This is a genomic window from Exiguobacterium sp. s145, from assembly GCF_018618835.1.
Taxonomy (GTDB): domain Bacteria; phylum Bacillota; class Bacilli; order Exiguobacteriales; family Exiguobacteriaceae; genus Exiguobacterium_A; species Exiguobacterium_A artemiae.
The window spans coordinates 53,307-74,000 of sequence record NZ_JACSMV010000014.1 but is presented as its reverse complement, the minus strand read 5'-3'; the positions used below and the strand labels follow the sequence as shown (position 1 = coordinate 74,000).

Annotated in this window: 25 protein-coding genes and 1 pseudogene; 20 read left to right on the top strand and 6 right to left on the bottom strand. The window is 48.8% G+C overall.

What is annotated here, in order from left to right; all coding sequences use genetic code 11:
* Positions 1-141: 141 nt before the first annotated feature.
* Positions 142-1,938, top strand: coding sequence for a glutamine--fructose-6-phosphate transaminase (isomerizing) (gene glmS / locus KNQ07_RS11320; RefSeq protein WP_012369053.1), 1,797 nt, complete (start codon positions 142-144; stop codon positions 1,936-1,938).
* Between the two features lie 134 nt (positions 1,939-2,072).
* Here glmS and KNQ07_RS11315 read toward each other — a convergent pair whose 3' ends face one another.
* The gene (locus KNQ07_RS11315) at positions 2,073-3,335 is read right to left on the bottom strand and encodes a hypothetical protein (protein WP_214766734.1); all 1,263 of its coding nucleotides are present in this window, start codon (positions 3,333-3,335) and stop codon (positions 2,073-2,075) included.
* 119 nt (positions 3,336-3,454) lie between these two features.
* Between KNQ07_RS11315 and KNQ07_RS11310 the strand changes: the two genes are divergently transcribed.
* Both KNQ07_RS11310 and KNQ07_RS11305 read left to right on the top strand, forming a co-directional pair.
* On the top strand, positions 3,455-4,027 hold the full coding sequence (locus KNQ07_RS11310; RefSeq protein ID WP_214766732.1) for a hypothetical protein: 573 nt from the start codon (positions 3,455-3,457) through the stop codon (positions 4,025-4,027).
* Positions 4,028-4,088: 61 nt separating this feature from the next.
* Positions 4,089-4,688, top strand: a complete 600-nt coding sequence (locus KNQ07_RS11305; RefSeq protein WP_214766730.1) for a short chain dehydrogenase — start codon at positions 4,089-4,091, stop codon at positions 4,686-4,688.
* Between the two features lie 45 nt (positions 4,689-4,733).
* On the opposite strand, the gene KNQ07_RS11300 is transcribed toward KNQ07_RS11305, so the two are convergent.
* Entirely contained in the window at positions 4,734-4,916 is a 183-nt protein-coding gene (locus KNQ07_RS11300; RefSeq protein ID WP_012369057.1) for a hypothetical protein, read from the bottom strand.
* Between the two features lie 145 nt (positions 4,917-5,061).
* On the opposite strand from KNQ07_RS11300, the gene KNQ07_RS11295 reads away from it, so the two are divergent.
* The 4 genes from KNQ07_RS11295 (at position 5,062) to KNQ07_RS11280 (ending at position 8,067) form a co-directional block, all read left to right on the top strand.
* Complete coding sequence (locus KNQ07_RS11295) at positions 5,062-5,619, top strand: isochorismatase family protein (protein ID WP_214766728.1); 558 nt, start codon at positions 5,062-5,064, stop codon at positions 5,617-5,619.
* Between the two features lie 13 nt (positions 5,620-5,632).
* On the top strand, positions 5,633-6,115 hold the full coding sequence (locus KNQ07_RS11290; RefSeq protein WP_214766726.1) for a GNAT family N-acetyltransferase: 483 nt from the start codon (positions 5,633-5,635) through the stop codon (positions 6,113-6,115).
* Positions 6,112-7,008, top strand: a complete 897-nt coding sequence (locus tag KNQ07_RS11285; protein WP_214766724.1) for a phosphotransferase enzyme family protein — start codon at positions 6,112-6,114, stop codon at positions 7,006-7,008. Before KNQ07_RS11290 ends, KNQ07_RS11285 begins: the two co-directional genes overlap by 4 nt.
* Before the next feature lie 66 nt (positions 7,009-7,074).
* Positions 7,075-8,067: an NAD(P)/FAD-dependent oxidoreductase gene (locus KNQ07_RS11280; protein ID WP_214766722.1), complete on the top strand. Its 993-nt coding sequence runs from the start codon at positions 7,075-7,077 to the stop codon at positions 8,065-8,067.
* Positions 8,068-8,114: 47 nt separating this feature from the next.
* Here the strand turns inward: KNQ07_RS11280 and KNQ07_RS11275 are convergent, their stop codons facing one another.
* Entirely contained in the window at positions 8,115-8,468 is a 354-nt protein-coding gene (locus KNQ07_RS11275) for a winged helix-turn-helix transcriptional regulator (protein WP_214766720.1), read from the bottom strand.
* Positions 8,469-8,593: 125 nt separating this feature from the next.
* On the opposite strand from KNQ07_RS11275, the gene KNQ07_RS11270 reads away from it, so the two are divergent.
* From KNQ07_RS11270 to KNQ07_RS11220, 11 genes and pseudogenes are all read left to right on the top strand, one after another.
* Entirely contained in the window at positions 8,594-9,451 is an 858-nt protein-coding gene (locus tag KNQ07_RS11270; protein WP_214766718.1) for an SDR family oxidoreductase, read from the top strand.
* Between the two features lie 73 nt (positions 9,452-9,524).
* Positions 9,525-10,376, top strand: a complete 852-nt coding sequence (locus KNQ07_RS11265; RefSeq protein WP_214766716.1) for a PPK2 family polyphosphate kinase — start codon at positions 9,525-9,527, stop codon at positions 10,374-10,376.
* Between the two features lie 152 nt (positions 10,377-10,528).
* Positions 10,529-10,867: a zinc ribbon domain-containing protein YjdM gene (locus KNQ07_RS11260; protein WP_214766714.1), complete on the top strand. Its 339-nt coding sequence runs from the start codon at positions 10,529-10,531 to the stop codon at positions 10,865-10,867.
* Between the two features lie 138 nt (positions 10,868-11,005).
* A complete protein-coding gene (locus KNQ07_RS11255) occupies positions 11,006-11,431 on the top strand; it encodes a DMT family transporter (RefSeq protein WP_012369071.1) in 426 nt (141 codons plus the stop codon).
* A gap of 13 nt (positions 11,432-11,444) precedes the next feature.
* Positions 11,445-12,113, top strand: a complete 669-nt coding sequence (locus KNQ07_RS11250) for a Crp/Fnr family transcriptional regulator (protein WP_214766712.1) — start codon at positions 11,445-11,447, stop codon at positions 12,111-12,113.
* A 12-nt stretch (positions 12,114-12,125) separates the two neighbouring features.
* Positions 12,126-12,596: a DMT family transporter gene (locus KNQ07_RS11245; RefSeq protein WP_214766710.1), complete on the top strand. Its 471-nt coding sequence runs from the start codon at positions 12,126-12,128 to the stop codon at positions 12,594-12,596.
* 3 nt (positions 12,597-12,599) lie between these two features.
* Positions 12,600-13,313 (top strand): YjjG family noncanonical pyrimidine nucleotidase, encoded by a 714-nt coding sequence (locus tag KNQ07_RS11240; RefSeq protein WP_214766708.1) that lies wholly within the window; start codon positions 12,600-12,602, stop codon positions 13,311-13,313.
* A 158-nt stretch (positions 13,314-13,471) separates the two neighbouring features.
* Positions 13,472-13,908: pseudogene (locus KNQ07_RS11235) on the top strand (GNAT family N-acetyltransferase).
* A 104-nt stretch (positions 13,909-14,012) separates the two neighbouring features.
* A complete protein-coding gene (locus KNQ07_RS11230) occupies positions 14,013-14,558 on the top strand; it encodes a sigma-70 family RNA polymerase sigma factor (RefSeq protein WP_214766706.1) in 546 nt (181 codons plus the stop codon).
* Positions 14,527-15,888, top strand: coding sequence for a DUF4179 domain-containing protein (locus KNQ07_RS11225; RefSeq protein WP_214766704.1), 1,362 nt, complete (start codon positions 14,527-14,529; stop codon positions 15,886-15,888). Before KNQ07_RS11230 ends, KNQ07_RS11225 begins: the two co-directional genes overlap by 32 nt.
* Before the next feature lie 63 nt (positions 15,889-15,951).
* Positions 15,952-16,431 carry a GNAT family N-acetyltransferase gene (locus KNQ07_RS11220; protein WP_214766702.1) on the top strand — a complete coding sequence of 160 codons (480 nt, stop codon included), beginning with the start codon at positions 15,952-15,954 and terminating at the stop codon, positions 16,429-16,431.
* A gap of 54 nt (positions 16,432-16,485) precedes the next feature.
* On the opposite strand, the gene KNQ07_RS11215 is transcribed toward KNQ07_RS11220, so the two are convergent.
* Both KNQ07_RS11215 and KNQ07_RS11210 read right to left on the bottom strand, forming a co-directional pair.
* Positions 16,486-17,043, bottom strand: a complete 558-nt coding sequence (locus KNQ07_RS11215; protein WP_012369079.1) for a hypothetical protein — start codon at positions 17,041-17,043, stop codon at positions 16,486-16,488.
* 77 nt (positions 17,044-17,120) lie between these two features.
* Entirely contained in the window at positions 17,121-17,723 is a 603-nt protein-coding gene (locus tag KNQ07_RS11210) for a hypothetical protein (protein WP_214766700.1), read from the bottom strand.
* A gap of 121 nt (positions 17,724-17,844) precedes the next feature.
* Between KNQ07_RS11210 and KNQ07_RS11205 the strand changes: the two genes are divergently transcribed.
* Together KNQ07_RS11205 and KNQ07_RS11200 are read left to right on the top strand one after the other, a co-directional pair.
* The gene (locus KNQ07_RS11205) at positions 17,845-18,897 is read left to right on the top strand and encodes a YcjF family protein (RefSeq protein ID WP_012369081.1); all 1,053 of its coding nucleotides are present in this window, start codon (positions 17,845-17,847) and stop codon (positions 18,895-18,897) included.
* A gap of 57 nt (positions 18,898-18,954) precedes the next feature.
* Complete coding sequence (locus KNQ07_RS11200) at positions 18,955-19,590, top strand: peroxiredoxin-like family protein (RefSeq protein WP_214766698.1); 636 nt, start codon at positions 18,955-18,957, stop codon at positions 19,588-19,590.
* Positions 19,591-19,592: 2 nt separating this feature from the next.
* On the opposite strand, the gene KNQ07_RS11195 is transcribed toward KNQ07_RS11200, so the two are convergent.
* Positions 19,593-20,606 carry a glycosyltransferase family 4 protein gene (locus KNQ07_RS11195; protein ID WP_214766696.1) on the bottom strand — a complete coding sequence of 338 codons (1,014 nt, stop codon included), beginning with the start codon at positions 20,604-20,606 and terminating at the stop codon, positions 19,593-19,595.
* Positions 20,607-20,694 lie beyond the last annotated feature (88 nt).

The window sequence follows — 20,694 nt, the reverse complement described above, 5'->3', positions numbered from 1 at the left end:
CCTCCCGGTACCATGTCAGTACCGAAAACACATCTGAAATCGTTTAAGTGATTAGACGGACAAACAGATGCGTCATGACAACTCTCGGCAAGAGCCGTTTCCTCTTCAGGGAAATACTTGTAAATGGGAGAGAAAAACATTATGTGCGGTATCGTAGGTATGATCGGACAGGTTAACACAAAGGAAATTTTATTAAAGGGACTCGAAAAGCTCGAGTACCGCGGTTATGATTCGGCTGGTCTTGCGTTCGTCAACGACGGCGTTCAAGTCCATAAAGAAGTCGGCCGGATTGCTGCGCTACGCGAAGTCGTTCCTGCAGAAGCAGACGGTCTTGTTGGAATTGGTCACACACGCTGGGCGACACACGGTGTCCCAAGTGTACCGAATGCCCACCCGCATCAAAGTGCTTCATCACGTTTCACACTCGTGCATAACGGTGTCATCGAAAACGATGAGCAGTTAAAAGCAGAACTCAATGTTGATTTACTCAGCGACACAGATACAGAAGTCATCGTTCAGATGATTGAAAAGAACTTTGCTGAAACAAATGACGTCGTCGAAGCATTCCGTCAAACACTTCGTGTGCTTCACGGTTCATACGCACTCGCGTTGATCGATGCTGAAAACCCGGACGTCTTGTACGTCGCTAAAAACAAATCACCGCTTCTCGTTGGTCTCGGTGACGGTACGTTTAACGTTGTCGCATCTGACGCAATGGCGATGCTTCAAGTCACGGATCAGTTCGTTGAGTTGCATGACGGCGAAATGATCATCTTGACGCGTGACAGTGTCACAATCCAGGACTTAGACGGAAACGTCAAAGAGCGTGAGGCGTATACAGCAGAAATCGATGCATCAGACATCGAAAAAGGCACGTACGCGCACTACATGCTCAAAGAAATGGATGAGCAGCCGGCTGTTATCCGTAATATCGTTCAAAAATACCAAAACGAGTCAGGCGAAATCACACTCGATCAATCGGTCCGTGATTTAGTCCTCGGACGTGACCGTGTCTACATCATCGGTTGCGGAACAAGCTACCATGCAGGATTGATCGGAAAACAATTGATCGAACAAATCGCGGGTATCCCGACAGAAGTTCACATCTCGTCTGAATTCGGCTACAACATGCCGCTTTTGACTGAGAAACCACTCTTCCTCTTCCTTTCACAATCAGGTGAAACAGCGGACAGCCGTGCGGTTCTCGTCGAAGCGAAAAAACTTGGTCACCCGGCACTGACAATCACGAACGTTGCAGGATCTACTCTGTCACGTGAAGCGAACGCAACACTCTTGTTGCATGCGGGTCCTGAAATCGCCGTGGCGTCAACAAAAGCGTATACAGCACAAATCGCTGTTCTCGCAGTTCTTGCGTTTGACCTCGCTCAAGCAAAAGGTGTCGACGTGAACTTCGATCTCATGAAAGAACTCGGAAAAATCTCAAGCGCAATGGAATCCGTCATGTCACAAAAAGAACGGTTCCAGGAAATCGCTTCAGAATACTTGTCTGAATCACGCAATGCCTTCTTCATCGGTCGTGGTCAAGATGCGTATGTGGGAATGGAAGGGGCTCTCAAGCTCAAAGAAATTTCGTACATCCAAGCAGAAGGTTACGCCGGCGGCGAATTGAAACACGGTCCAATCGCTTTGATCGAAGACAACACACCGGTCATCGCCCTCGTGACACAACCACACGTTCACCTCAACAACCGAGGTAACGTCAAGGAAGTCGTCGCACGTGGCGCGAACGCGTGTGTCATCGCAGCAGAAGGTCTCGAATTGCCGACGGATGCATTCGTCATCCCAGCAGTCGAGCCGCTCTTGTCACCACTCTTGTCTGTCTTACCGCTTCAGTTGATCTCGTACTACGCGGCACTTGGCCGTGATTGCGACGTCGACAAGCCACGTAACTTGGCGAAGTCAGTAACAGTTGAGTAAAAACAGTTCATCCGCGTGAAAAAATCAAAATAATTTTCAAAGACCCTTTGGACGATTTTCGTCCAAAGGGTCTTTTTAGCATAAAATTAAAATCTATCTAATCACGAGAATAGAATGCCTCTCATCAGATAGGCTTATTTTAATCGATGAATCGTATGAATATCGCCGGTCTCATCAAAATCTACGCTCAAATCCACGGGTTCGGGAATCGAGTCGTAATCCTGTCCTTTCAGTTGAATGATGTGATCGGTAATGATTGATTTACTAGAGCGTATTTTTTCCTGATGATAGGTTAGCTGTTTATCGATATCTTCTTTTTTGCTGGTAATTGTTTTATTTCTTCTGAAGGTCGCATCAAGACTAATATGTTTATCGTTTAGTATTTTTTCGAATTTGTGATGGTACTCGGTAATTTGCTGATGATATTTTTCGATATCTGATAACCTCGTTGCATTTGTTTGTGAATCCTGATTCCAATCATTCATGATTTTTAAGCAAATCGACATGACTTCTAAATTTCCGTATCCAATCAATATAGTCTGTTCAAATGATGCGGCGAGTTCTTTTATCTCATCAACCGTTTTATCCAATTTGAATGTTGTTTTTTCTTCAATGTCGTTAGCACTTCTGATTAAAAAATCCAACTCCGGTAAAATTGATTCTAGCTCTTGATAAGAAATGACTGCCATATCTTCTAATTTTACCGAATATCGTTCTTCTTCATCAGGGATACTTGGCAGAATCGAAAGCAGATATTTGATATGGCCTTTGATGATGCCGGCTTTATCATTTTTGGATTGACGAATTAATATATCGATCTTTCGATTCAAAGATGTAAGTTGCTGATTAATCCGGTCCAAATGTTCTTGAGCAGTGACCATGGTCGCGACTCCAAGAGCTAAATTCGCCAGTTGAGCGGGGTTGATTTTTTTAATATCTTGAATTTCGAACTTTGCGTGATGTCTGATTTTATGTTGATGATCAACGGTAAGTGCTCTAAATTGATCCACTGATCCCTTGGCCTTCATAATTCGTAATTCACCGGATGCTAGCTTGGCAAGAGCTTCTTCACTGAATTTGATGATGACTCTCTGTTCTTTTTGGATGAGATTTTTAGCATGTGGCGAAAGTTTAATAATATTACCGACCTGATCTTTTAGACGTTGTGTGACAGTTAATGATTCGGAATGGCGATACGATGTCATATCAGTTAAGGAATATGATTCAATTTCCCAGGGTAGTTCATCGGCATGAAGTTCCGGAACGTCTGTTTTTGCAGGAATCGGTGGAAGCACCGAATCCGTTACAGCATCATGACGACTGAATTTACGGAAAAGTAAATAACTAAAGAGAAGTAAAATGATAATTACAGCTATGATTCCTAAAGCGTTGTCCATGCTAAGCCGCCTCTCATCAATAGTTTGAATGTAACCTGTAAATATATAGTAACTCATTCTGTCGTTAAAATGATAAGTTGATAAAAGACAGAAACGATGTATGGAGGAGGAAACAATACGTGAACAGAAAATGGAACTGGGCAGCCGCGTTTCCGCAATCTTGTACGGATGATGTTCGAGTCGTGGCACGCCTTTTACCGCGCCGGCTCTTTGGAACAGTGACCTGGGGAACGATTGAGGTCACGTTTTACGGAGAACCGTTGATTCTCCCGTACCGCCTGTACTTAAATGAAGTAAAGGAAGAAAAAATTCAAACCCTGACGGATCGCCAACGGTGGATATTGTACTGCATGTACACCCGTCATCATGATGGATATATCCGCGAAAAATATGTCCGCCGGCTGGAACAGGAACAGGCAAACACGGACTGGGTGCTACTGTATTTAATTGAACTGACCGGAGAATATGTTCGCGAGATTCTCGAACGCATCGAACCGATGTTACAGATTTGGTCCGAAGAACAGCTGAGAACTTTTGCCGCAGCAAACAAGCGTTATCTGCAACGAATTGAACGACGCATCATCAGCTATTGGGACCTGCATCAACGGAGAGATTATCCCGTGTTATGGAATTCCGATTATGTCGGCTTCCGGATTGCCCAGTATTATTGGTCATCCCGTGCTCATTCTTGAAAAAAACTGCCGGGTTACGGTAGGCTGAACACGTAGTTCAGATCAGAAGGGGGATAAACAGATGAGAATTTTAGTAGTCGGAGCGAGCGGCACAGTCGGGCAAGCCGTCGTCGCGCAATTAAGCGAGCGGCACGAGATCATCCGGGCCGGACGGACAGGGATGGATGTCCAGGTCGACATCACGTCGGAAGACAGTATCCGTTCGATGTATGAAACGGTCGGTCCGGTCGATGCCGTCATCAGTGCAACCGGCGGGGCGCATTTCGGACCATTGACGGATTTGACACCAGCGTTGAATCAGATCGGAATCGACAGCAAACTGAAAGGGCAGGTTAATCTGGTGTTGCTTGGACTGGACGCCGTCCGCGACGGCGGCAGTTTCACATTGACGACCGGCATCATGATGGACGATCCGATTCGACAAGGCGCGTCGGCGGCCCTTGCAAATGGTGGCGTCAAAGCATTTGTCCATGCGGCAGCGATTGAAATGCCGCGGGGGATCCGGATCAACAGTGTCAGTCCGAATGTCCTGATTGAGTCGCTCGACAAGTACGGACCATTTTTCCGCGGTTTCGAAGCCGTTCCGGCATCGCGTGTCGCGACAGCGTTTGAAAAAAGTGTCGAAGGGGCACAGACCGGGCAAAATTATGAAGTCTATTGAATGAAATAAGACCGTTCACTTGATTCAAGTGGACGGTCTTATTGTTCAGCTCATCAAAGATTGTAAGTAAAAGACGTTTAACAGAACCAGCGAAATCAAGAAGCAAATCAGCAGATTTTTCAAAAAAACAGGTCGTGTCATTTCGCGGTTCATGATCATCTTGTCGAGAAACAGATTTACAGCCAAGACGATGATGAACGTTACAAAAAAGAGCGGGACTAATTCCATACATAACATCCTTTCCGTCGCCTTATTCAACGCATCCGGCAGACAAAAAGTTTCATTAAGACTTGAAATTGCTGATGAAAAACAGGATTTTTCAACCGGAAAGGGAAAAGAGGGAAGTAAAGAACTTAAAAGGAGGGACAGGCAAATGCGACAAGCGGTGCTCGTTATTGATTTTCAACAGGATCTCGTCGAAGGGGCAGCGGAAGAGTCCGGCGTCCATGCGAAAGAAAACATGATTCAAGTGATCAATCAGGTCGTACAGGAAGCAGACAATGAGGGACATGTCATGATCTTCATCCGGGATCTCGATGTCGCGAATGGACAAGGGGAAGGGTTTGCAGTGCATTCGTCGATTCAGATTCCGGAGCAGGCGGTCACGTTTGATAAAGCGGCCACGAACTCGTTCCATGGAACACCGTTGCTGGACTATTTAAAGCAGCACCGGGTCGAACATGTCGTCATCCTCGGGTGTAAGACGGAACACTGTATCGATACGGCAGTCCGCAGTGCGACCGTCAACGGGTTTGACGTGACGCTCGTCGCTGACGGACATACGACGAACGGTTCCGACGTCTTATCGGCGGAACAAATGATTGCCCATCATAATCAGGTCTTGCACGGACACTACAATGTCGAACACTTTGCGATGGTCCGTCCTTCGACGGAAAAGTTATTTGAACCGATTCATCATCAGTATAGATAAAAGGGGTGACTGCATGATTGAACTGCGAAAGATGGACGAAGCGGATTATCCGGCTTACGAAACGCTTGTCACGGATGAGCGGGTCATGCGCTACATTACAGAACACCCTTTAACGAAAGCAGAGGCGAAGCGGCGGTTTGCGTCAATCATGGAACAGCAACGGCATGACCGTCTTGGATCATATCTCGTCTATCAGGACGGGACGTGGATCGGGATCGGTCATATCACACGCGATACACGGCAACCGTTTGAAGCGGAACTCGGCTATATGCTATTGCCGGAACAGTGTGGGCACGGGTATGCGTCCTCACTCGCTTCCCGCCTGCTAGAACTGGCGAAGGAACATGAATTGACAGTCGTCACGGCAACGATTGATCCGAATCATACGGCGTCGAAAAAGATTTTGACGAAGCTTGGATTCCGTTCGACGTATCTCGGACCGATTGACGGATTACCCGGTGAAATCCTCGAAAAACGATTGGGGGAACCCTCATGACCCGTGAAGAATGGATTCAAGCGTTTGGTCTCGATGTCGCAGAGATTTTTCCCGTGACCGATTCGTACAGTTCAGATGTCGACCGGTTGGTACTGCGCGACGGACGGACCGTCTTTTTAAAGCGTCCCTATACGGCAGACAAATGGTACCGGGAACACGGCTGGTTAACGTATTTGGACAGTCGTGTCGCCGTGCCGAAAATTCTCATGGCGGCGCGACCAACCAAACAGACGACGGGTGCGTTTGTGCTCGAAGCACTTGCCGGTTCGACGATTGAGAAAGTGACACCAGAATTGGTCTCGCAAATCGGCCGACTTCACGCAACACTCCATACGTGTACGGGTGAGAGGTACGGCGATTTTGAGGAGAACGGCTTTACCGCCTTTACCTCACAGGACTGGCGTGTCTTCCGGAATGCAAAAATGACGTCGTTCGAACCGACGATTCGCCAGGCGCTGTCACCGGATCTGTATCAGGCAGCCTTTACAGAATTGAAGCGGCGTGAACGTGAATTGCCGGAGCCGTCCCGCCCTGTCGCGGTCCATCTTGATTTCCGGCTCGGCAACTTGCTCGCAGACGGGGGAAACCTCACTGGATTGATTGACTTTGAGACCTCACGTTTCGGAGCGACGGAAATTGATTTTACGAAACTTGACCGGGATGTGTTCGAAGGCGAATCCGATTTGTTTGATGCCTATCAACAGGGATACGGACAAGTAAGGGAACCGGAGCCGATTGAAGTCTACTTGCCATATTACCGTCTGTTTGAAGCGCTGACGGGAATCGGCTGGTGTGTGCAGCGCGGACTGGACCGTCATCAGCTGTTTTTCAATAAAAATCTTGCCCGTGTACTTATGGAACTAGAACGAACGAGCATATTCGAAGAACGTTAAAAGACGTCGTCTGACGTAGGAACCGCTATACTTGTAGAAATGATGCAGGTAGAGGGGGAAGTTCGGATGGAACAACAAAAACGGATTGGGATTATCGGCGGCGGAATCGCGGGCGTGTTTGCAGCCCGGCAATTGATGACGGAAGGTTATGCGGTCGAGATCATCGAAAAAAGCCAAAGTGTCGGGGGACGGATGGCAACGAGACGGATTGACGAGGGGACAGCGGATCATGGAGCCGTCTTCTTTACGGTCCGGACGGACGAGTTGGCGCAGGAAGTCGACGAGTGGCTCGAGCAAGGCCTGATCCGAAAATGGTTCGGGGATGATTTTCCGCGGTATGTCGCGGTCAACGGGATGAATCAGCTCGTCCAGTCAATTGCCCGCGGGATTCCGGTTCATTTAAATGAACAGGTCGAACGGATTTTGGCAGAAGGACCGGCTCTTCAGACTACGGCAGCGGCAGAAACACGGACGTATGATGCGATTCTGCTGACGGCCCCGGTTCCGCAAGCCTATGACCTGCTCTCAGCTTCACCGTTAATGCTGGTGGAGTCCGACCATGCCCGTCTCGGGAAAGTGACGTTTGAGCCGACGTTCGTCGGATTATTTGAACTGGAGAAATCGACCGACCTCGGGGAAGTCGGTCTGCTCGATGAGGATTTGCCATCCGGAATCCTGAAAATCGTCAACAATGCGCAAAAAGAAGTGTCGGTGACTCCGCTCCTGAGTGTCTACATGGCCGGTGACTGGAGCGAGGTGTGGTACGACAAAGGAGAAGACGAGACACTGGCGGAAATCGAACGGCTGTTGCAGGAACAACTCGGACCGGTCCAATTAGTTTCGAAGCAACTGAAGCGTTGGCGATATGCGCAGGCACGTGACGTCTTCCGCACGCCTTATCTGAAACTTGAGCAGCATCCGCTCTGGCTGGCGGGAGATGCGTTCCTCGATCCGCAAGATACGTCCGGGTGGACACGGGTCGAAAGTGCCGTCATTTCCGGGTTGCGTGTTGCATCTGCGATGGATGCGCACTTCAAAGCGGTTTTGACCGAACAATGAGTAAGAAAAAGAGCGATTTCCGTCAGTGGAAGTCGCTCTTTTAATAATCAGGACCCGGGATCAGCCGGAAAGTGCTGACTGCTCCAAGCGGCCATCTGATCGAGGATCGGCAGAAAACTGCGTCCCGTGTCAGTTAACGAGTATTCGACTTTTTGTGGGACTTCCCGGTACACTTTTCGGTCGATCATGCAGTCGGCCTCAAGCTCCCGTAATTGCCGTGTTAAAATCCCTTTTGAAATCCCCGGCAACAGGTGTTCCAGTTCGTGAAACCGTTTTGTTCCGGTACTGAGATGCCAAAGCAGGACGATTTTCCATTTGCCGGCCATGATGGTCTGAGCTCGTGTAACGGGACACGCCGTCCGTTGTGAGAGAGGGGAGTCGGTTGTCGAAGCTGGATTCATCGGGAATTCCTCCTATAGTTCGGTTTGTATGACCTGGTATCGAAAAAGTGCCTACTCCTCACAGTGTACCACCTGTAATACAATTGGATACAGGTAGAAACTTATTAAAAAAGGAGCTTACGTCCATGAAATTACTTGTGACCGGTGCAACCGGAAAATTAGGAACTAAAATTGTTGAGTATCTCTTAACGAAAATCGTAGCAGAAGATCTGATTGTCAGCGTCCGTGATCCGAAAAAAGCATCGGATTTAGCATCGCGCGGTGTTGAAGTGCGTCATGGTGATTTTGATAAACCGGATACGCTGCAAGAAACGTTTGCGGGCGTCGACCGGCTCTTGCTCATTTCGACCGACGGCGAAGAGGCGACACGAATCCGTCAACATACGGCAGCTGTCGAGGCAGCTAAAGCAGCGGGAGTCGGCTTGATTGCTTACACGAGTATCGCCAACGCGGAAGCCAGTCAAAACTTCTTGGCCCGCACCCATCAGGTGACGGAACAGTTGATTCGCGAGACGGGGATTCCATTCCTGTTTTTCCGCAACAACTGGTACCTAGAGAATGAACAGTCGACGATCGATGCCGTCCGTGCCGGCCAGGATTGGTTGACGAGTGCCGGGAACGGCAAAGTCGGCTGGGCATTGCAGGAAGACTATGCGGAAGCGATTGCGACGGTGCTGGTCGATCCGAAACCGGAACAGTCTATTTATGAACTGTCGGGACCTCTGCACACACAACAAGATATCGCAGAAGCACTCGGACAGGTTCTCGGGCGCCCGGTACAGGTGAAGCAAGTCGACAGCGCGACTTATACGGCAATCATGCAGAAGGCGGGAGTTCCGGAATTTTTACTGCCGATGTTACAGTCGATTCAGGAAGGCATTGCAGCCGGCACACTGGCCGTTGAGAGTCAGGACTTCGAACGGATTCTCGGTCGGTCACCGGTTTCCCTAAAGGATGGCTTACGGAAACTCGTTCAAGAATAAGTTCATCTGAACGTTTCTTTCTGAGGCGCTTTGGGTAAATATCCCTTATGTACTTAAAACGAGGGGGATTACCATGGACATAAAAAAATACCGTGTCACACCGGGTGAATCAATTCAGTTATCGGATTATCCAACGTCAGATGAAAACCGGATTGCCGAAGACGAGTTACTGGATCAGCACATTCCGAAAAGCGTCGAAGAACTAAAAGAACTGCATTGGCGTCTGCATGCGGAAGAAAAAAACGGCGTTCTTGTCATCCTGCAGGCCATCGATGCCGGCGGAAAAGATGAAGCGATCAGCTATATTTTCTCGAACCTCAATGCCCAAGGTCTGCGGACGTTGTCCGTCAAAAAACCGTCCGATACGGAGCAAAAGCATGACTATCTGTGGCGGATTCACGAAGGCTTGCCGGAAAAAGGCGAAGTCGGTATTTTAAACCGGTCGTATTATGAGGAAGTCATTGCACCACGGATTCATGATTTGCTGGAAGACGAGGAAGTGCCGGACGACCAGGATGTCTGGAAGATGCGGTACCGCCAAATCAATGACTTTGAACGGTATCTCGTCGAGAACGGTTTCCGCGTCGTGAAGTTTCTGTTTAATGTTTCAAAAGACGAGCAGAAAAAACGATTGCTTGAACGGATTAAAGATCCGAAGAAAAACTTTGAGTTTTCGTTCAGTGATGTCGAGGAACGGGAGCATTGGGACGAATACCAGGATATTTTTGCTGAACTCGTTTCGCACACATCAACGGAACATGCACCGTGGCATGTCCTGCCGGCCGATGACGAATGGTTCACCCGTTACATCGTGACGGAAGTCATGAATGACGTCTTACGTGAAATCGATCCGCAGTATCCGAAACTGACGGATGAAGATCAGGAAAAACTCGATGAAGCGATTAAAAAGCTCGAAAATGAATAACTGTGAGAACTGACTTTGCAGCCAGTTTTCGAATGAGGACAGGGGACAGATCTTAGTATCTGTCCTCTTTGTCATGTCGAAAAACAGATTCCTTGTGGAAAATCGCTGTTATAATCAAGTGGAAGAATCGATCAAGTACAGGAGGAATTAAAATGAACGACTATCCGAATTGTCCGAACTGCGGCTCAGCGTATACATATGAAGACGGGAATGTATTCGTGTGTCCGGAATGCGCCCATGAATGGACGGCGGATGACGCGGCAGCGGCAGAAGAGTCCACTGTCATCCGGGATGTAAACGGCAATGTCTTGAATGATGGGGATACGATTACGGTCATCAAAGACTTAAAAGTAAAGGGCACGTCGCTCGTCGTCAAGCAAGGGACACGTGTCAAAGGAATCCGTCTCGTCGACGGGGATCATGATATCGATTGCAAAATTGATGGACTCGGTGCGATGAAGTTGAAGTCGGAGTTTGTGAAGAAAATTTAAACCTGTACCGCCTGTCTGACGACGAGGCGGTTTTTCATGGATAAAGGGATGAGTTTCCATTCAGGACAAATGTCCTTTATCATTCAGGAAGACTCCGTTTAAATAAAGAGAGGAAAATAGGAGAGAGGAGGAACCAGTATGCGTGGTATTCTTTTTGCAATCAGCGGCGGTTTTTTTCTGACGTTGCAAAGCGTCGCGAACGCCCGGATCAGTAATGGTATCGGCACTTGGCAAGCGGCGACGTTGACGCAGATGACCGGTTTTGTCGTTGCGTTACTGATTACGTTGATTTTACGCGACCGGACATTCCGGCAGATGAAAGATGTGAAAGTATTGTATTTATCCGGTGGGGCACTTGCAGCAGCGGTCTTATTCAGTAACATGACGGCCGTTCATTTGATGGGGGTGACGTTGACGATTTCTTTATTCCTAATTGCCCAGCTTGGACTGGCGCTTGTGATTGATTGGAATGGTTGGTTCGGGATGATCAAACGGAGGCTCCAGCTGCCGCAAGTGATTGGCATTTTGATGATGATCGGCGGCGTGCTGATTTTGAAATGGTAAGGGGGGCACTAACGTGGAACAAGCACAATTGGACAACTATTTGGACCGGTTTCAATTGACGGAAGTGTTTGCCGGCGGATTGCGTGATCATTTACAACCGGTCGCTTTTCAAGCCGGCGACTGGCTGTGCCGTCAAGGGGACGCAGCGGACCGGATGTACTTGTTACTCGAGGGGAAACTGAAGATTACCCATATGTCGGCGACCGGAAAACGGCTTGTCTTATCCTTTAAGCATCCGTTTGATCTGGTCGGCGATATTGAATACGTCCGCCGGACACCATTGATGAATACGGTTGAAGCCGTCACACCGGTCAAAGCCGTCAGCATTTCTTATGCGGCACTGGAGCAAAAGGGCGCTGACAATCCGGCATTTCTCCGATTTTTACTTGAGACGATTACGATGAAGTTTGAGCTGAAATCACACTCGATGAGCTTTAATCTGTTGTATCCGGTCGAGGTCCGGCTTGCGAGTTATCTCTTGTCGATGACACCGGAAACACCGACCTTACCGGTCAGTGATCTGGTTGATGCGGCGGACCTGATCGGAACAAGTTACCGTCACCTGAATCGTGTCCTGCGTCAGTTCAGTCAGGACGGCTTGATTGAACGGACGAATCGGACGATTACGATTATCGACCGGGAGGGTTTGACGGAACGGGTCGGCGAAAGTATTTATGAGTGAGGAGGAGAAAAGATGACACTTGGAATTGTCCTCGCCTTATTCGGCGGGATGATGGTTTGTATTCAAAATACGTTTAATGCCAAAGTCAAGGAGCGGGTCGGAGCATGGGCGACGACGACACTTGTTCTCGGACTTGGGTTCCTTGCCTCGCTGACGATCGGACTGCTTGTGGAAGGCGGGGGTCTCTTTTCCATGAGCGGGATGCAACCGTGGTTTTGGTTCAGCGGCATTATCGGCGTCGGCGTTGTTTTGTGCGTAACGCAAGGGGTGCAACAGCTCGGACCGAGTTACGCGATCTCGATCGTCATGGTTTCGCAAATTCTGTTTGCGTTGTTATGGGACACACTCGGCTGGTTCGGACTCGATCAAGTTCCGTTCACCTGGACGAAAGCTGTCGGTGTTGTTTTGATCGGCGGCGGTGTTTTATTATTCCAGCTAGGCGGCAAATTGACCGAACGACGGATGTTACGAAAAGGAGCTTAATACATGAATTACACGACACTATTATTTGATATCGATCATACCTTGCTTGATTTTGATGCGACGGAACGTGCTGCATTACGCCAGTTGTTTGAAGACGAACAGCTTGAGTGGACGGACGAGCGGGAAGCCCGGTACCGGACCATTAACCAATCTTTATGGAAAGCGCTCGAACGGGGAGAAGTGACACGGGATGAAGTGATTACGTCACGATTCGTGACGTTTTTTGCCGAACAGAGCCGGACGGTCGACGGCAGCCGGATGGATACACGCTACCGCACCTATTTAAGTCAGGGAACGGAATTGATCGAAGGAGCAATCGAACTTCTCGATGCGCTGAAAGGAAAGTATCAGCTGTACGTCGTAACGAACGGTGTCGCAGCGACGCAACGGGCACGGCTGACGGGATCCGGTCTGGCTCCTTATTTTGACAGAATTTTTGTCTCGGAAGAAACTGGCTATCAAAAACCGATGGCAGCCTTTTTTGACTACCTATTTGACCGGATTCCGGACGCGACGCGCGATCAGACGTTGATCATCGGCGACTCGTTGACGGCAGACATCCAGGGCGGCATCTCGGCAGGAATTGCGACATGTTGGTTTAATCCCGGTCATATCGCGGCTTCGGCAGAACTGACGCCGACCTATACGATTGAGCGACTTGATCAGCTTGTGACGCTACTCGGGACGAAAGAGGTAGATTGGACAACTTCAAAATAAAATCGAAGTAATGAGATGGACTTAATATCTTTTGGATACCATCCGATAGTAATTAAAAGATCACGAAAGGGGGCGATCATGGTGAACATGACGCAAACAAAACAGGAAACGGGGCACGACGTGTAACCCGCTTTTCTTAAAAAAACGGGGGAATGGATATGCAGATTGAATTACGACCGGTCACGAACGAGAACTGGGAAGCCTGCTGTGCGCTTGAATTGACGGCGAAGCAACAGGGATTTTTAGAACCGAACGTCTACTCGATTGCGCAGGCTGGTTTTGAGCCGACGCTCGTCATGCGGGCGATTTATCGGGCAGATGAGTTAGTCGGATTTTTGATGTACAATACGGAACGGGAAGAACTGGACGGCTACTGGATTTACCGGTTGATGGTTGATCACCGCCAGGGGCAGGAATCGGCCGGGAAGCAGTGCGGTTATTGCTTGCGGAAATGCAACAGCTTCCGCAAGCGGCGTGTATCGTCGTCGGTTACCATCCGGATAATCACGTGGCGCATCAGCTGTATGGACGACTCGGCTTTATCGATTACGGGGACCGGTTCGGCAAAGAGATGGCGGTCCGGTATACGCTTTAAACTAAAAGATCTTAGCCTCGCTAAGGTCTTTTTTGCTGGATTGGATATTTTTTGAAACCTTTTCATGCCTGCCGCGCTCTAATCAGTAAAAGGAGGGGACGGAATTGGACTTACGAACGGAGCACACGGAGCTTGTCCGGCGTGCCATCAAGCAGGACGAGGCAGCATTTGAACAATTGACTCTCCTACATAGTGAACAGCTCTACCGGACGGCCTACGTCTATGTTAAAAACGAGCAGGATGCGCTCGACGTCGTCCAGGAAACGGTCTACAAAGCCTTCATTTCCATTGGACAAGTCAAAGAACCCAAATACTTCGTGACCTGGCTGACGAAAATTCTGATTCGGAACTGTTACCGTGTTCTGAACCAACAGACAGCGGTAGCGGATCTCATTGAACAGATTCCGGTGAAGGAATCTTCACGGGAAGAACATCTCGACTTGATTGATGCGTTGTCGCACCTGCGAAAAGAATACCGGGATGTTTTGGTGCTCTTTTATTTTCACGATGTCCCGATGAAGGAGATTGCTTCGTTTATCGGCATCACCTTGAATACGGTCAAGACATACCTGAGACGTGGACGAGAAGAATTAAAAAAACAGTTGGGGGGACTCGATTATGTCGAAGCACGATCTTCAAAAGGAGTATAACCAGATTCCGGTACCGCAGGCCGCCTTACAGGAGCGGATTCGGCAGGGAATAAAGCAGGGGAAGCGCGAGCAACAAATCAAACGGCCGAAACGTCTGCGACGTCTGGTTGTTTCGACGGGACTGGCGGCATCACTGTTGATCACATCGACATTCGTCATCCCGTCCTTTGCGACGGCGATGGCAAAAGTACCGTTACTCGGTCAGATGTACCGACCGTTCCTTGAACAGGAAAATACCGGTACTGCGATTGGTCAAAAACAACTCGCGACCACCATCCACCAAGTCGCAAGTGATCAGGGAATTGATATCCAGGTCATCGATGCCTATTACGACGGGGCAACGATCGGGATGAACCTGACAGCAACCGGGGTCCCGGATGTGAAGCCAGAAATTCGGTCAGGGCTATATGAACTGTTTAAAGGAGATCAACGTTTTGCCGGGACGGAGACGAAAGAAGTGGTTCAGTTCAAGCAGGTCAAAGGGATATGGCAAGCACGAATTGAATATACACTCGGTGAAATTAAACTGCAGGATAAGATCCAGATTCCGGTCGTGTTGACAGACGTATTCGGCGTCCATGGAAACTGGACGTTCAACGTTCCGGTCAAGCGGCTTCCTGTCACTGAACAAGTTTACGGGACAACGGTCAAAAATCCGATATACCGGACAGATATCACGCTGGATCGGTTGATTCAGGGCAAAGGCAGCACCTCGTTCGACTACACGACTCGCTCGCCGAAAAAAGAACGCGCCCGTGTTGAGATGACGTTGCTCGATCAGTTCGGTAAGGAAATCATCCGTAACTGGACATGGTCGACTCAATCTGTCAAACGGACGAAAACGGCAACGGAAGCCGTCGAACAGTCACGGTTAATTCTCGGGAACTATGTGATTCCAAAAGGGAGCTATCTGTTGCAGCCTTCTTTGCGAATTGATTTAAAGACACAACCAATTCCGCTAACTAAGCCGTTACCATACCGCGAGCAGTCGGAAACGCATCTGCTCAAGATGGAAATCACATCGATTGAGACAACATCCGAGCAAGTCGTCGTTGAATTTTCAACGAATTCCCGCTCGTCTCAATTTGATACGAAGCTTGATATCCGTAACTCGATGTATTTACTGAAGGGAACAGAACCACCGGACGGTCGGGAAATCAAAGCAAAAGTCACGGTTCTCGATGCGGACAAACAGACGTTCCGGGCGACGTTCCAACTGCCGGAACCATCTGAACACACGCGGGAAGAATATTATCTCGAAACGGGTTACAGCAATACCCTCGTCAATACACCACTTGAATTACAACCGATTCCGTTTACGGTCGACTAACAGGAAAACCGGACCCGATGTCGAACTCCAAACGAATAGCAATTGAATAAGGAGTGGGAGAGTATGAACGTACGGGCAATGACCGCAACCGATTATCCGGAAGTCGGACGGATTTACCAACAGGGAATCGAAACCCAAAATGCGACATTTCGGACGGAAGTACCGCCGTTTGATTACTGGGATGCCCATCACCACAAGCACAGCCGGCTGGTAGCGGAAGAAGACGGAAAGTTGCTCGGATGGGTCGCAATCAGTCCGTTTTCGTCGATTCCCGCTTATCGAGGAGTCGCGGAAGTCAGTTTATACATTGACGAAAAGCTCCGCGGAAAAGGCGTCGGTACTGCATTGATGCAAGCTGTCATTGAAGCGAGTGAAGCAGCCGGCATCTGGACGCTGCATTCGCAAATCTTTCCGGAAAACACGGCCAGTCTGAAACTCCATCAACGGTTTGGTTTCCGGGAAGTCGGCCGGCGGGAACGGATCGGACAATTGGCCGGCTTCTGGCGGGATACGATTTTACTGGAGCGCAGAAGTCGGATCTAACAGCAGTTGTAAAAAGGGAAGGCGGATGTCAAATCCGTCTTCCTTTTTCGTTCATCAGTTTTGTTTTGTCAGAACGAAAGCAAAAACCTGTTCACCTTTTTTTACGGTAACGTTTTCGGGCCCCTGAATGTCATTAAACGGATTCGACGAGAGTTTTCCGTCTGCTGATAGTTGGCGGAGAAAAAGGACATTATAATCCGTGAGTGTGAACTCACTTGACGGATTTTGTGTGTTGACGGCATCCGGTTTAATCTTTAAGTCTTCATGCGCCCGGAAACTGCCTCCGTCCAAATTGGCACCGAAGCGGACGGATTTGCTTGAGGAAGATTGGACGATCCGCAACGTCGAGTCATAGGTTTTCGCGGGAATTTCCATATAAAAGAGCGTCCGTTCTTTATGATTGGGTAAGTACTCGATGCCTTTCAAAAGATATGGTTTCTTGAGTTTACCTTTCAAGTGAAAGGCCGCAATCTCCTGATCATTGATAGCAGCAAAAGCTTGTTCACCAGCTTTTAGTTTGAGCGGTGTCACCGTCACCGTTTCTTTTTGAGGTGCCAGGCAACCGCTGAGGGAGAAAGCAGTCAGTAAGCAGATCATCCAAAATTTTCTCATGGAAAAAACATCCTTTCTTAAAAGAATTACGGTAACAAACAAAAAACGTCTTGTCGAGAGACAAAACGCCAAACGCCTTACTTCTGATTTGATAGGACGATGCCGAAAATCCGTTCACCTTTTTTGAGCGGTACATCAGCCGGACGGGTCACTTCGTTTAAGTTAAAGCCACGGATTCCGTTCTTTGTTGTCATATGATAAACCATCAGCAGGTTGTAAGGTGTAGCGGCAGAAGCACGCGAGCGGAAATCGGCTCCCCGGATCATGTAGTCATCCAGATGCTTGAAGGAATCGTCTCCTTGCACCGTTGTATCATCCACGTCCAAACCAAGATGAATTTTATCGTCCGAGAACGATTGACTGAAGCGGACTTGTGTATCGTATTTTTTAGGTTCGAGTTCGAGCGTAAAAAGGGTACGTTCTTTTTTGTTCGGCAGATATTCGACTCCCTTAAGCCAGTGTGTAGTCTTTAACGTGCCCTTTAATTTAACGCTGCCGATTTGCTGATTACCGAGCGCCGCAAATTTTTCTTCGCCTTCCGTAATCTTTACGGGAGAAATGTTTAGGTTCGATGTATAGGCGGTTGATGCTGCTTTTTTCGTAGCCGGTTCCTGTGCCTGTTCTTGGTTACAGCCGGTCAAGACAAGAGCAGCAAGTGGTATGTAGAGCCATTTTTTCATAAAAAGCACCTCGTTTCAATTTTTGGTAACATTATCCATAATTAATCGTATCGCTTTTGTTGGATGATTTCAATGGAGAACGGGAAAAGACCGGGAGCAGGTATATTCAGGAGGGATAATCATGGACGATTTTTTTGGAGAAGGTCTTGAGACCAACGAACAGAAACGGAAACGAAAACTCGAAGAAGTATTTGACCAGTCGTTTGAGTCGGAACGGCGCGACTTTAATCAATCACTCGAACAGGAAGTAACCGTCGCCTTGATCGGAGACGTCAACGCGGGTAAATCTTCTACATTAAATGCGATTCTCGGTCGGGAAGTAGCGACCGTCGGGGCAAAGCCGGGGGAAACGACACGGATCGATCAAATCCGGCAACATCCGGAAGACAAGGTCGTTTTCGTTGATACACCGGGATTAAATGATGCAAACAGCCTGAACTCGGATACGACGTGGAAGTTTTATCAAAGTGCCGATGTTATTCTTTATTTCTTAAACGCCGCCGGGACCGTCTTATCGGAAACGGAGACCAAAAACTTCAAGAAGATTTATGCCCATAATAAAAACATCGTCATCGTCGTCACGAAAATCGATGCGACGAATGACCTCGCGACGATTCTGTCCCATATCGAGTTGCAGCTGCCGGGTCCGAAAGTCGTACCGGTCTCAGCACTGGACGGAACGAATATTGACCGCTTGCGGCGTGAGGTGCTCGACATCTTAAAAAAGTTCAACAAGGATAATCTGTTTGTTCGCGAGATCGATCCGGCGTTGCGGGGGAAAATTGCGAACAACTGGATTGTCGGAGCCGGTACGGCCGCCGGGGCAATCGGAGCTGTACCGTTTCCGGGAGCGGACATCATTCCGTTGACGTCGATTCAAATCGGACTGATGCTGAAACTGTCGAATCTGTATGAACGGAATCTCTCGAAAGAAAGTGCAAAAGAGTTACTGGTCGTGACGATTGTCGGCAACTCCGGGAAAACGGCATTCCGCCAACTGGCGAAGATGGTTCCGGGATATGGCGCCGTCATCGGTGCAGGGGTCGCCTCGACGGCAACACTCGCCCTCGGATACGGGACAAAATATGCTTATGAGAACAAACTGGAACTGACACCGGAAAGCCTGATGGGTTTCATTAAAAAATTCCGTAAGAAATCAGATGGTGCAAAATGACAGACGGATTTTCGAGTCCCTGTTATGCTGTAAGACAAACATAAGGGGGGATAGATCATGTCTACATTGTTAGAAGAAATTCAAGCCTATCAGAAACAATTCCGTCAAAAAGCACCGGAAGAAAAACAACGGTTGATGGCACAAGCGACAGCGGAGCTTGCCGCATCAGACGGAGCAAAAGGATTAACCGTCGGAGACGAGGCACCGCGTTTCACATTACCGAACGCATCCGGTCAATCTGTGTCGCTTGAAGACCTGTTGCAGAACGGTCCCGTCATCGTGACATTTTACCGGGGCGGCTGGTGCCCGTACTGTAATTTGGAACTTCGGGCTTACCAACGGGAGTTGGGAAAAATCGAGGCAAACGGAGCGACACTTGTCGCCATCAGTCCGGAAACACCGGACCACTCGCTGTCGACGCAGGAAAAAAATGATCTGGCATTTCAAGTGCTGAGTGACGTTGAGAACGTCGTTGCCCGCCAGTTTGATCTCGTGTTCAACATGCCTGACTATTTAATCGATGTGTATAAAGCATCGGGGCTCGATGTGGCCAGACACAACGGAAATGAAGACTGGCAGTTACCGAAACCGGCGACATTCATCATTCAGCCGTCTGGAAAAATTTCATTTGCCGACGTCCCGGACGATTATACGAAACGGACGGATCCGTCAGCAGTGATTAAGTTGCTCTGATGTCAGAGTTGTGTGCGTAACCATTCGCGGAAGTGTGGTTCCAGATCGTGATGATGTTTCGTTGTCGAGAATTGATGAGCAGCATAACGTAACATCTGATACGTTGTCTGGTCGAGCAGACAAGAACGCATTTCTGCAGCTAAACCGCCGGGGTGATTGATTTTAGCCAGATAACCGGTCATGCCGTACTGAACGGCGTCACAGAGACCCGGTGTCTCATAGACGACAGCCGGTGTCCCGACACGTGCTGCTTCATAGACGATCATTCCCCAGTTATCTTCGCGGGACGGAACGAGCAGGGCGGTTGCCCGGCTGATATACCGGTTGCGCGCGGCCTGTTCCATATCACCGAGATAATGGAGATGCGGCCGCATCGTTTCAGGAATCGATGAGTCGAACCGGGTCGGACAATGTCCGATGATCCAGAGTTGAACCTCCGGGAACTCCTGGTAAACGGCAATGAAAGCTTGGCGGGCATCAAATAATTCTTTTGGTTGAGAAGGACGGCTGACGTAAACAAACGTCGGCCGTTTTTCTTTTTCGAGCCAAGCCGACTCAGGGGACAGTAAATCCAGTCCTTCCGGAAGACGGACGAACGGTTGGTCTGTTTGTGCGCTCTCTGCCGTCAGAACGGAGGGGTGGAATACAAAGCTGGTCTGAGAAGGGGATGCCATCGGATATGTTGAAGAACGGGTCAGAAATCGCGCATGTGGAACGGGACCCCATTGAAACAGGTATTCAAGAAACGGAATATTGGCTAAAAAAACAAATGCCTCAGGACGAGACCGGATCTGACAGAAGACATGCCACAAAAAACTGCCAGATGTTCCACGCCGAATATACGTCACGCCGCCGATTGACTCGACGTCACGCCCGCCAAAAAACGCCGGAGTCAGACAAGTCACGTCGTATTCATCCGTCATCCGCTTAAAAAGTTCATGTAAGAGGTAATCTGAAAAATCAGCATCCGGATTCTGAACATCAGAGGAAGTTAGAAACAGTAAAGATTTACGCATTTGACTCGTCCCCTTTACTGAATTTCTTTTGTATGTCTATTCGAGACAGGTAGAAAGAACTCCTCGAAAGAATCAAAAAAAGTTCCTC

What these genes read in the sequence shown, in the direction of transcription:
- KNQ07_RS11260 (WP_214766714.1), top strand. Translation starts at nt 10,529, where the DNA reads ATGAACGACTATCCGAATTGTCCGAACTGCGGCTCAGCGTATACATAT.
- KNQ07_RS11280 (WP_214766722.1), top strand. Translation starts at nt 7,075, where the DNA reads ATGGAACAACAAAAACGGATTGGGATTATCGGCGGCGGAATCGCGGGC.
- KNQ07_RS11300 (WP_012369057.1), bottom strand. Translation starts at nt 4,916, where the DNA reads ATGGAATTAGTCCCGCTCTTTTTTGTAACGTTCATCATCGTCTTGGCT.
- glmS (WP_012369053.1), top strand. Translation starts at nt 142, where the DNA reads ATGTGCGGTATCGTAGGTATGATCGGACAGGTTAACACAAAGGAAATT.
- KNQ07_RS11265 (WP_214766716.1), top strand. Translation starts at nt 9,525, where the DNA reads ATGGACATAAAAAAATACCGTGTCACACCGGGTGAATCAATTCAGTTA.
- KNQ07_RS11295 (WP_214766728.1), top strand. Translation starts at nt 5,062, where the DNA reads ATGCGACAAGCGGTGCTCGTTATTGATTTTCAACAGGATCTCGTCGAA.
- KNQ07_RS11220 (WP_214766702.1), top strand. Translation starts at nt 15,952, where the DNA reads ATGAACGTACGGGCAATGACCGCAACCGATTATCCGGAAGTCGGACGG.
- KNQ07_RS11245 (WP_214766710.1), top strand. Translation starts at nt 12,126, where the DNA reads ATGACACTTGGAATTGTCCTCGCCTTATTCGGCGGGATGATGGTTTGT.
- KNQ07_RS11305 (WP_214766730.1), top strand. Translation starts at nt 4,089, where the DNA reads ATGAGAATTTTAGTAGTCGGAGCGAGCGGCACAGTCGGGCAAGCCGTC.
- KNQ07_RS11290 (WP_214766726.1), top strand. Translation starts at nt 5,633, where the DNA reads ATGATTGAACTGCGAAAGATGGACGAAGCGGATTATCCGGCTTACGAA.
- KNQ07_RS11195 (WP_214766696.1), bottom strand. Translation starts at nt 20,606, where the DNA reads ATGCGTAAATCTTTACTGTTTCTAACTTCCTCTGATGTTCAGAATCCG.
- KNQ07_RS11255 (WP_012369071.1), top strand. Translation starts at nt 11,006, where the DNA reads ATGCGTGGTATTCTTTTTGCAATCAGCGGCGGTTTTTTTCTGACGTTG.
- KNQ07_RS11210 (WP_214766700.1), bottom strand. Translation starts at nt 17,723, where the DNA reads ATGAAAAAATGGCTCTACATACCACTTGCTGCTCTTGTCTTGACCGGC.
- KNQ07_RS11225 (WP_214766704.1), top strand. Translation starts at nt 14,527, where the DNA reads ATGTCGAAGCACGATCTTCAAAAGGAGTATAACCAGATTCCGGTACCG.
- KNQ07_RS11240 (WP_214766708.1), top strand. Translation starts at nt 12,600, where the DNA reads ATGAATTACACGACACTATTATTTGATATCGATCATACCTTGCTTGAT.
- KNQ07_RS11275 (WP_214766720.1), bottom strand. Translation starts at nt 8,468, where the DNA reads ATGAATCCAGCTTCGACAACCGACTCCCCTCTCTCACAACGGACGGCG.
- KNQ07_RS11205 (WP_012369081.1), top strand. Translation starts at nt 17,845, where the DNA reads ATGGACGATTTTTTTGGAGAAGGTCTTGAGACCAACGAACAGAAACGG.
- KNQ07_RS11200 (WP_214766698.1), top strand. Translation starts at nt 18,955, where the DNA reads ATGTCTACATTGTTAGAAGAAATTCAAGCCTATCAGAAACAATTCCGT.
- KNQ07_RS11285 (WP_214766724.1), top strand. Translation starts at nt 6,112, where the DNA reads ATGACCCGTGAAGAATGGATTCAAGCGTTTGGTCTCGATGTCGCAGAG.
- KNQ07_RS11315 (WP_214766734.1), bottom strand. Translation starts at nt 3,335, where the DNA reads ATGGACAACGCTTTAGGAATCATAGCTGTAATTATCATTTTACTTCTC.
- KNQ07_RS11215 (WP_012369079.1), bottom strand. Translation starts at nt 17,043, where the DNA reads ATGAGAAAATTTTGGATGATCTGCTTACTGACTGCTTTCTCCCTCAGC.
- KNQ07_RS11270 (WP_214766718.1), top strand. Translation starts at nt 8,594, where the DNA reads ATGAAATTACTTGTGACCGGTGCAACCGGAAAATTAGGAACTAAAATT.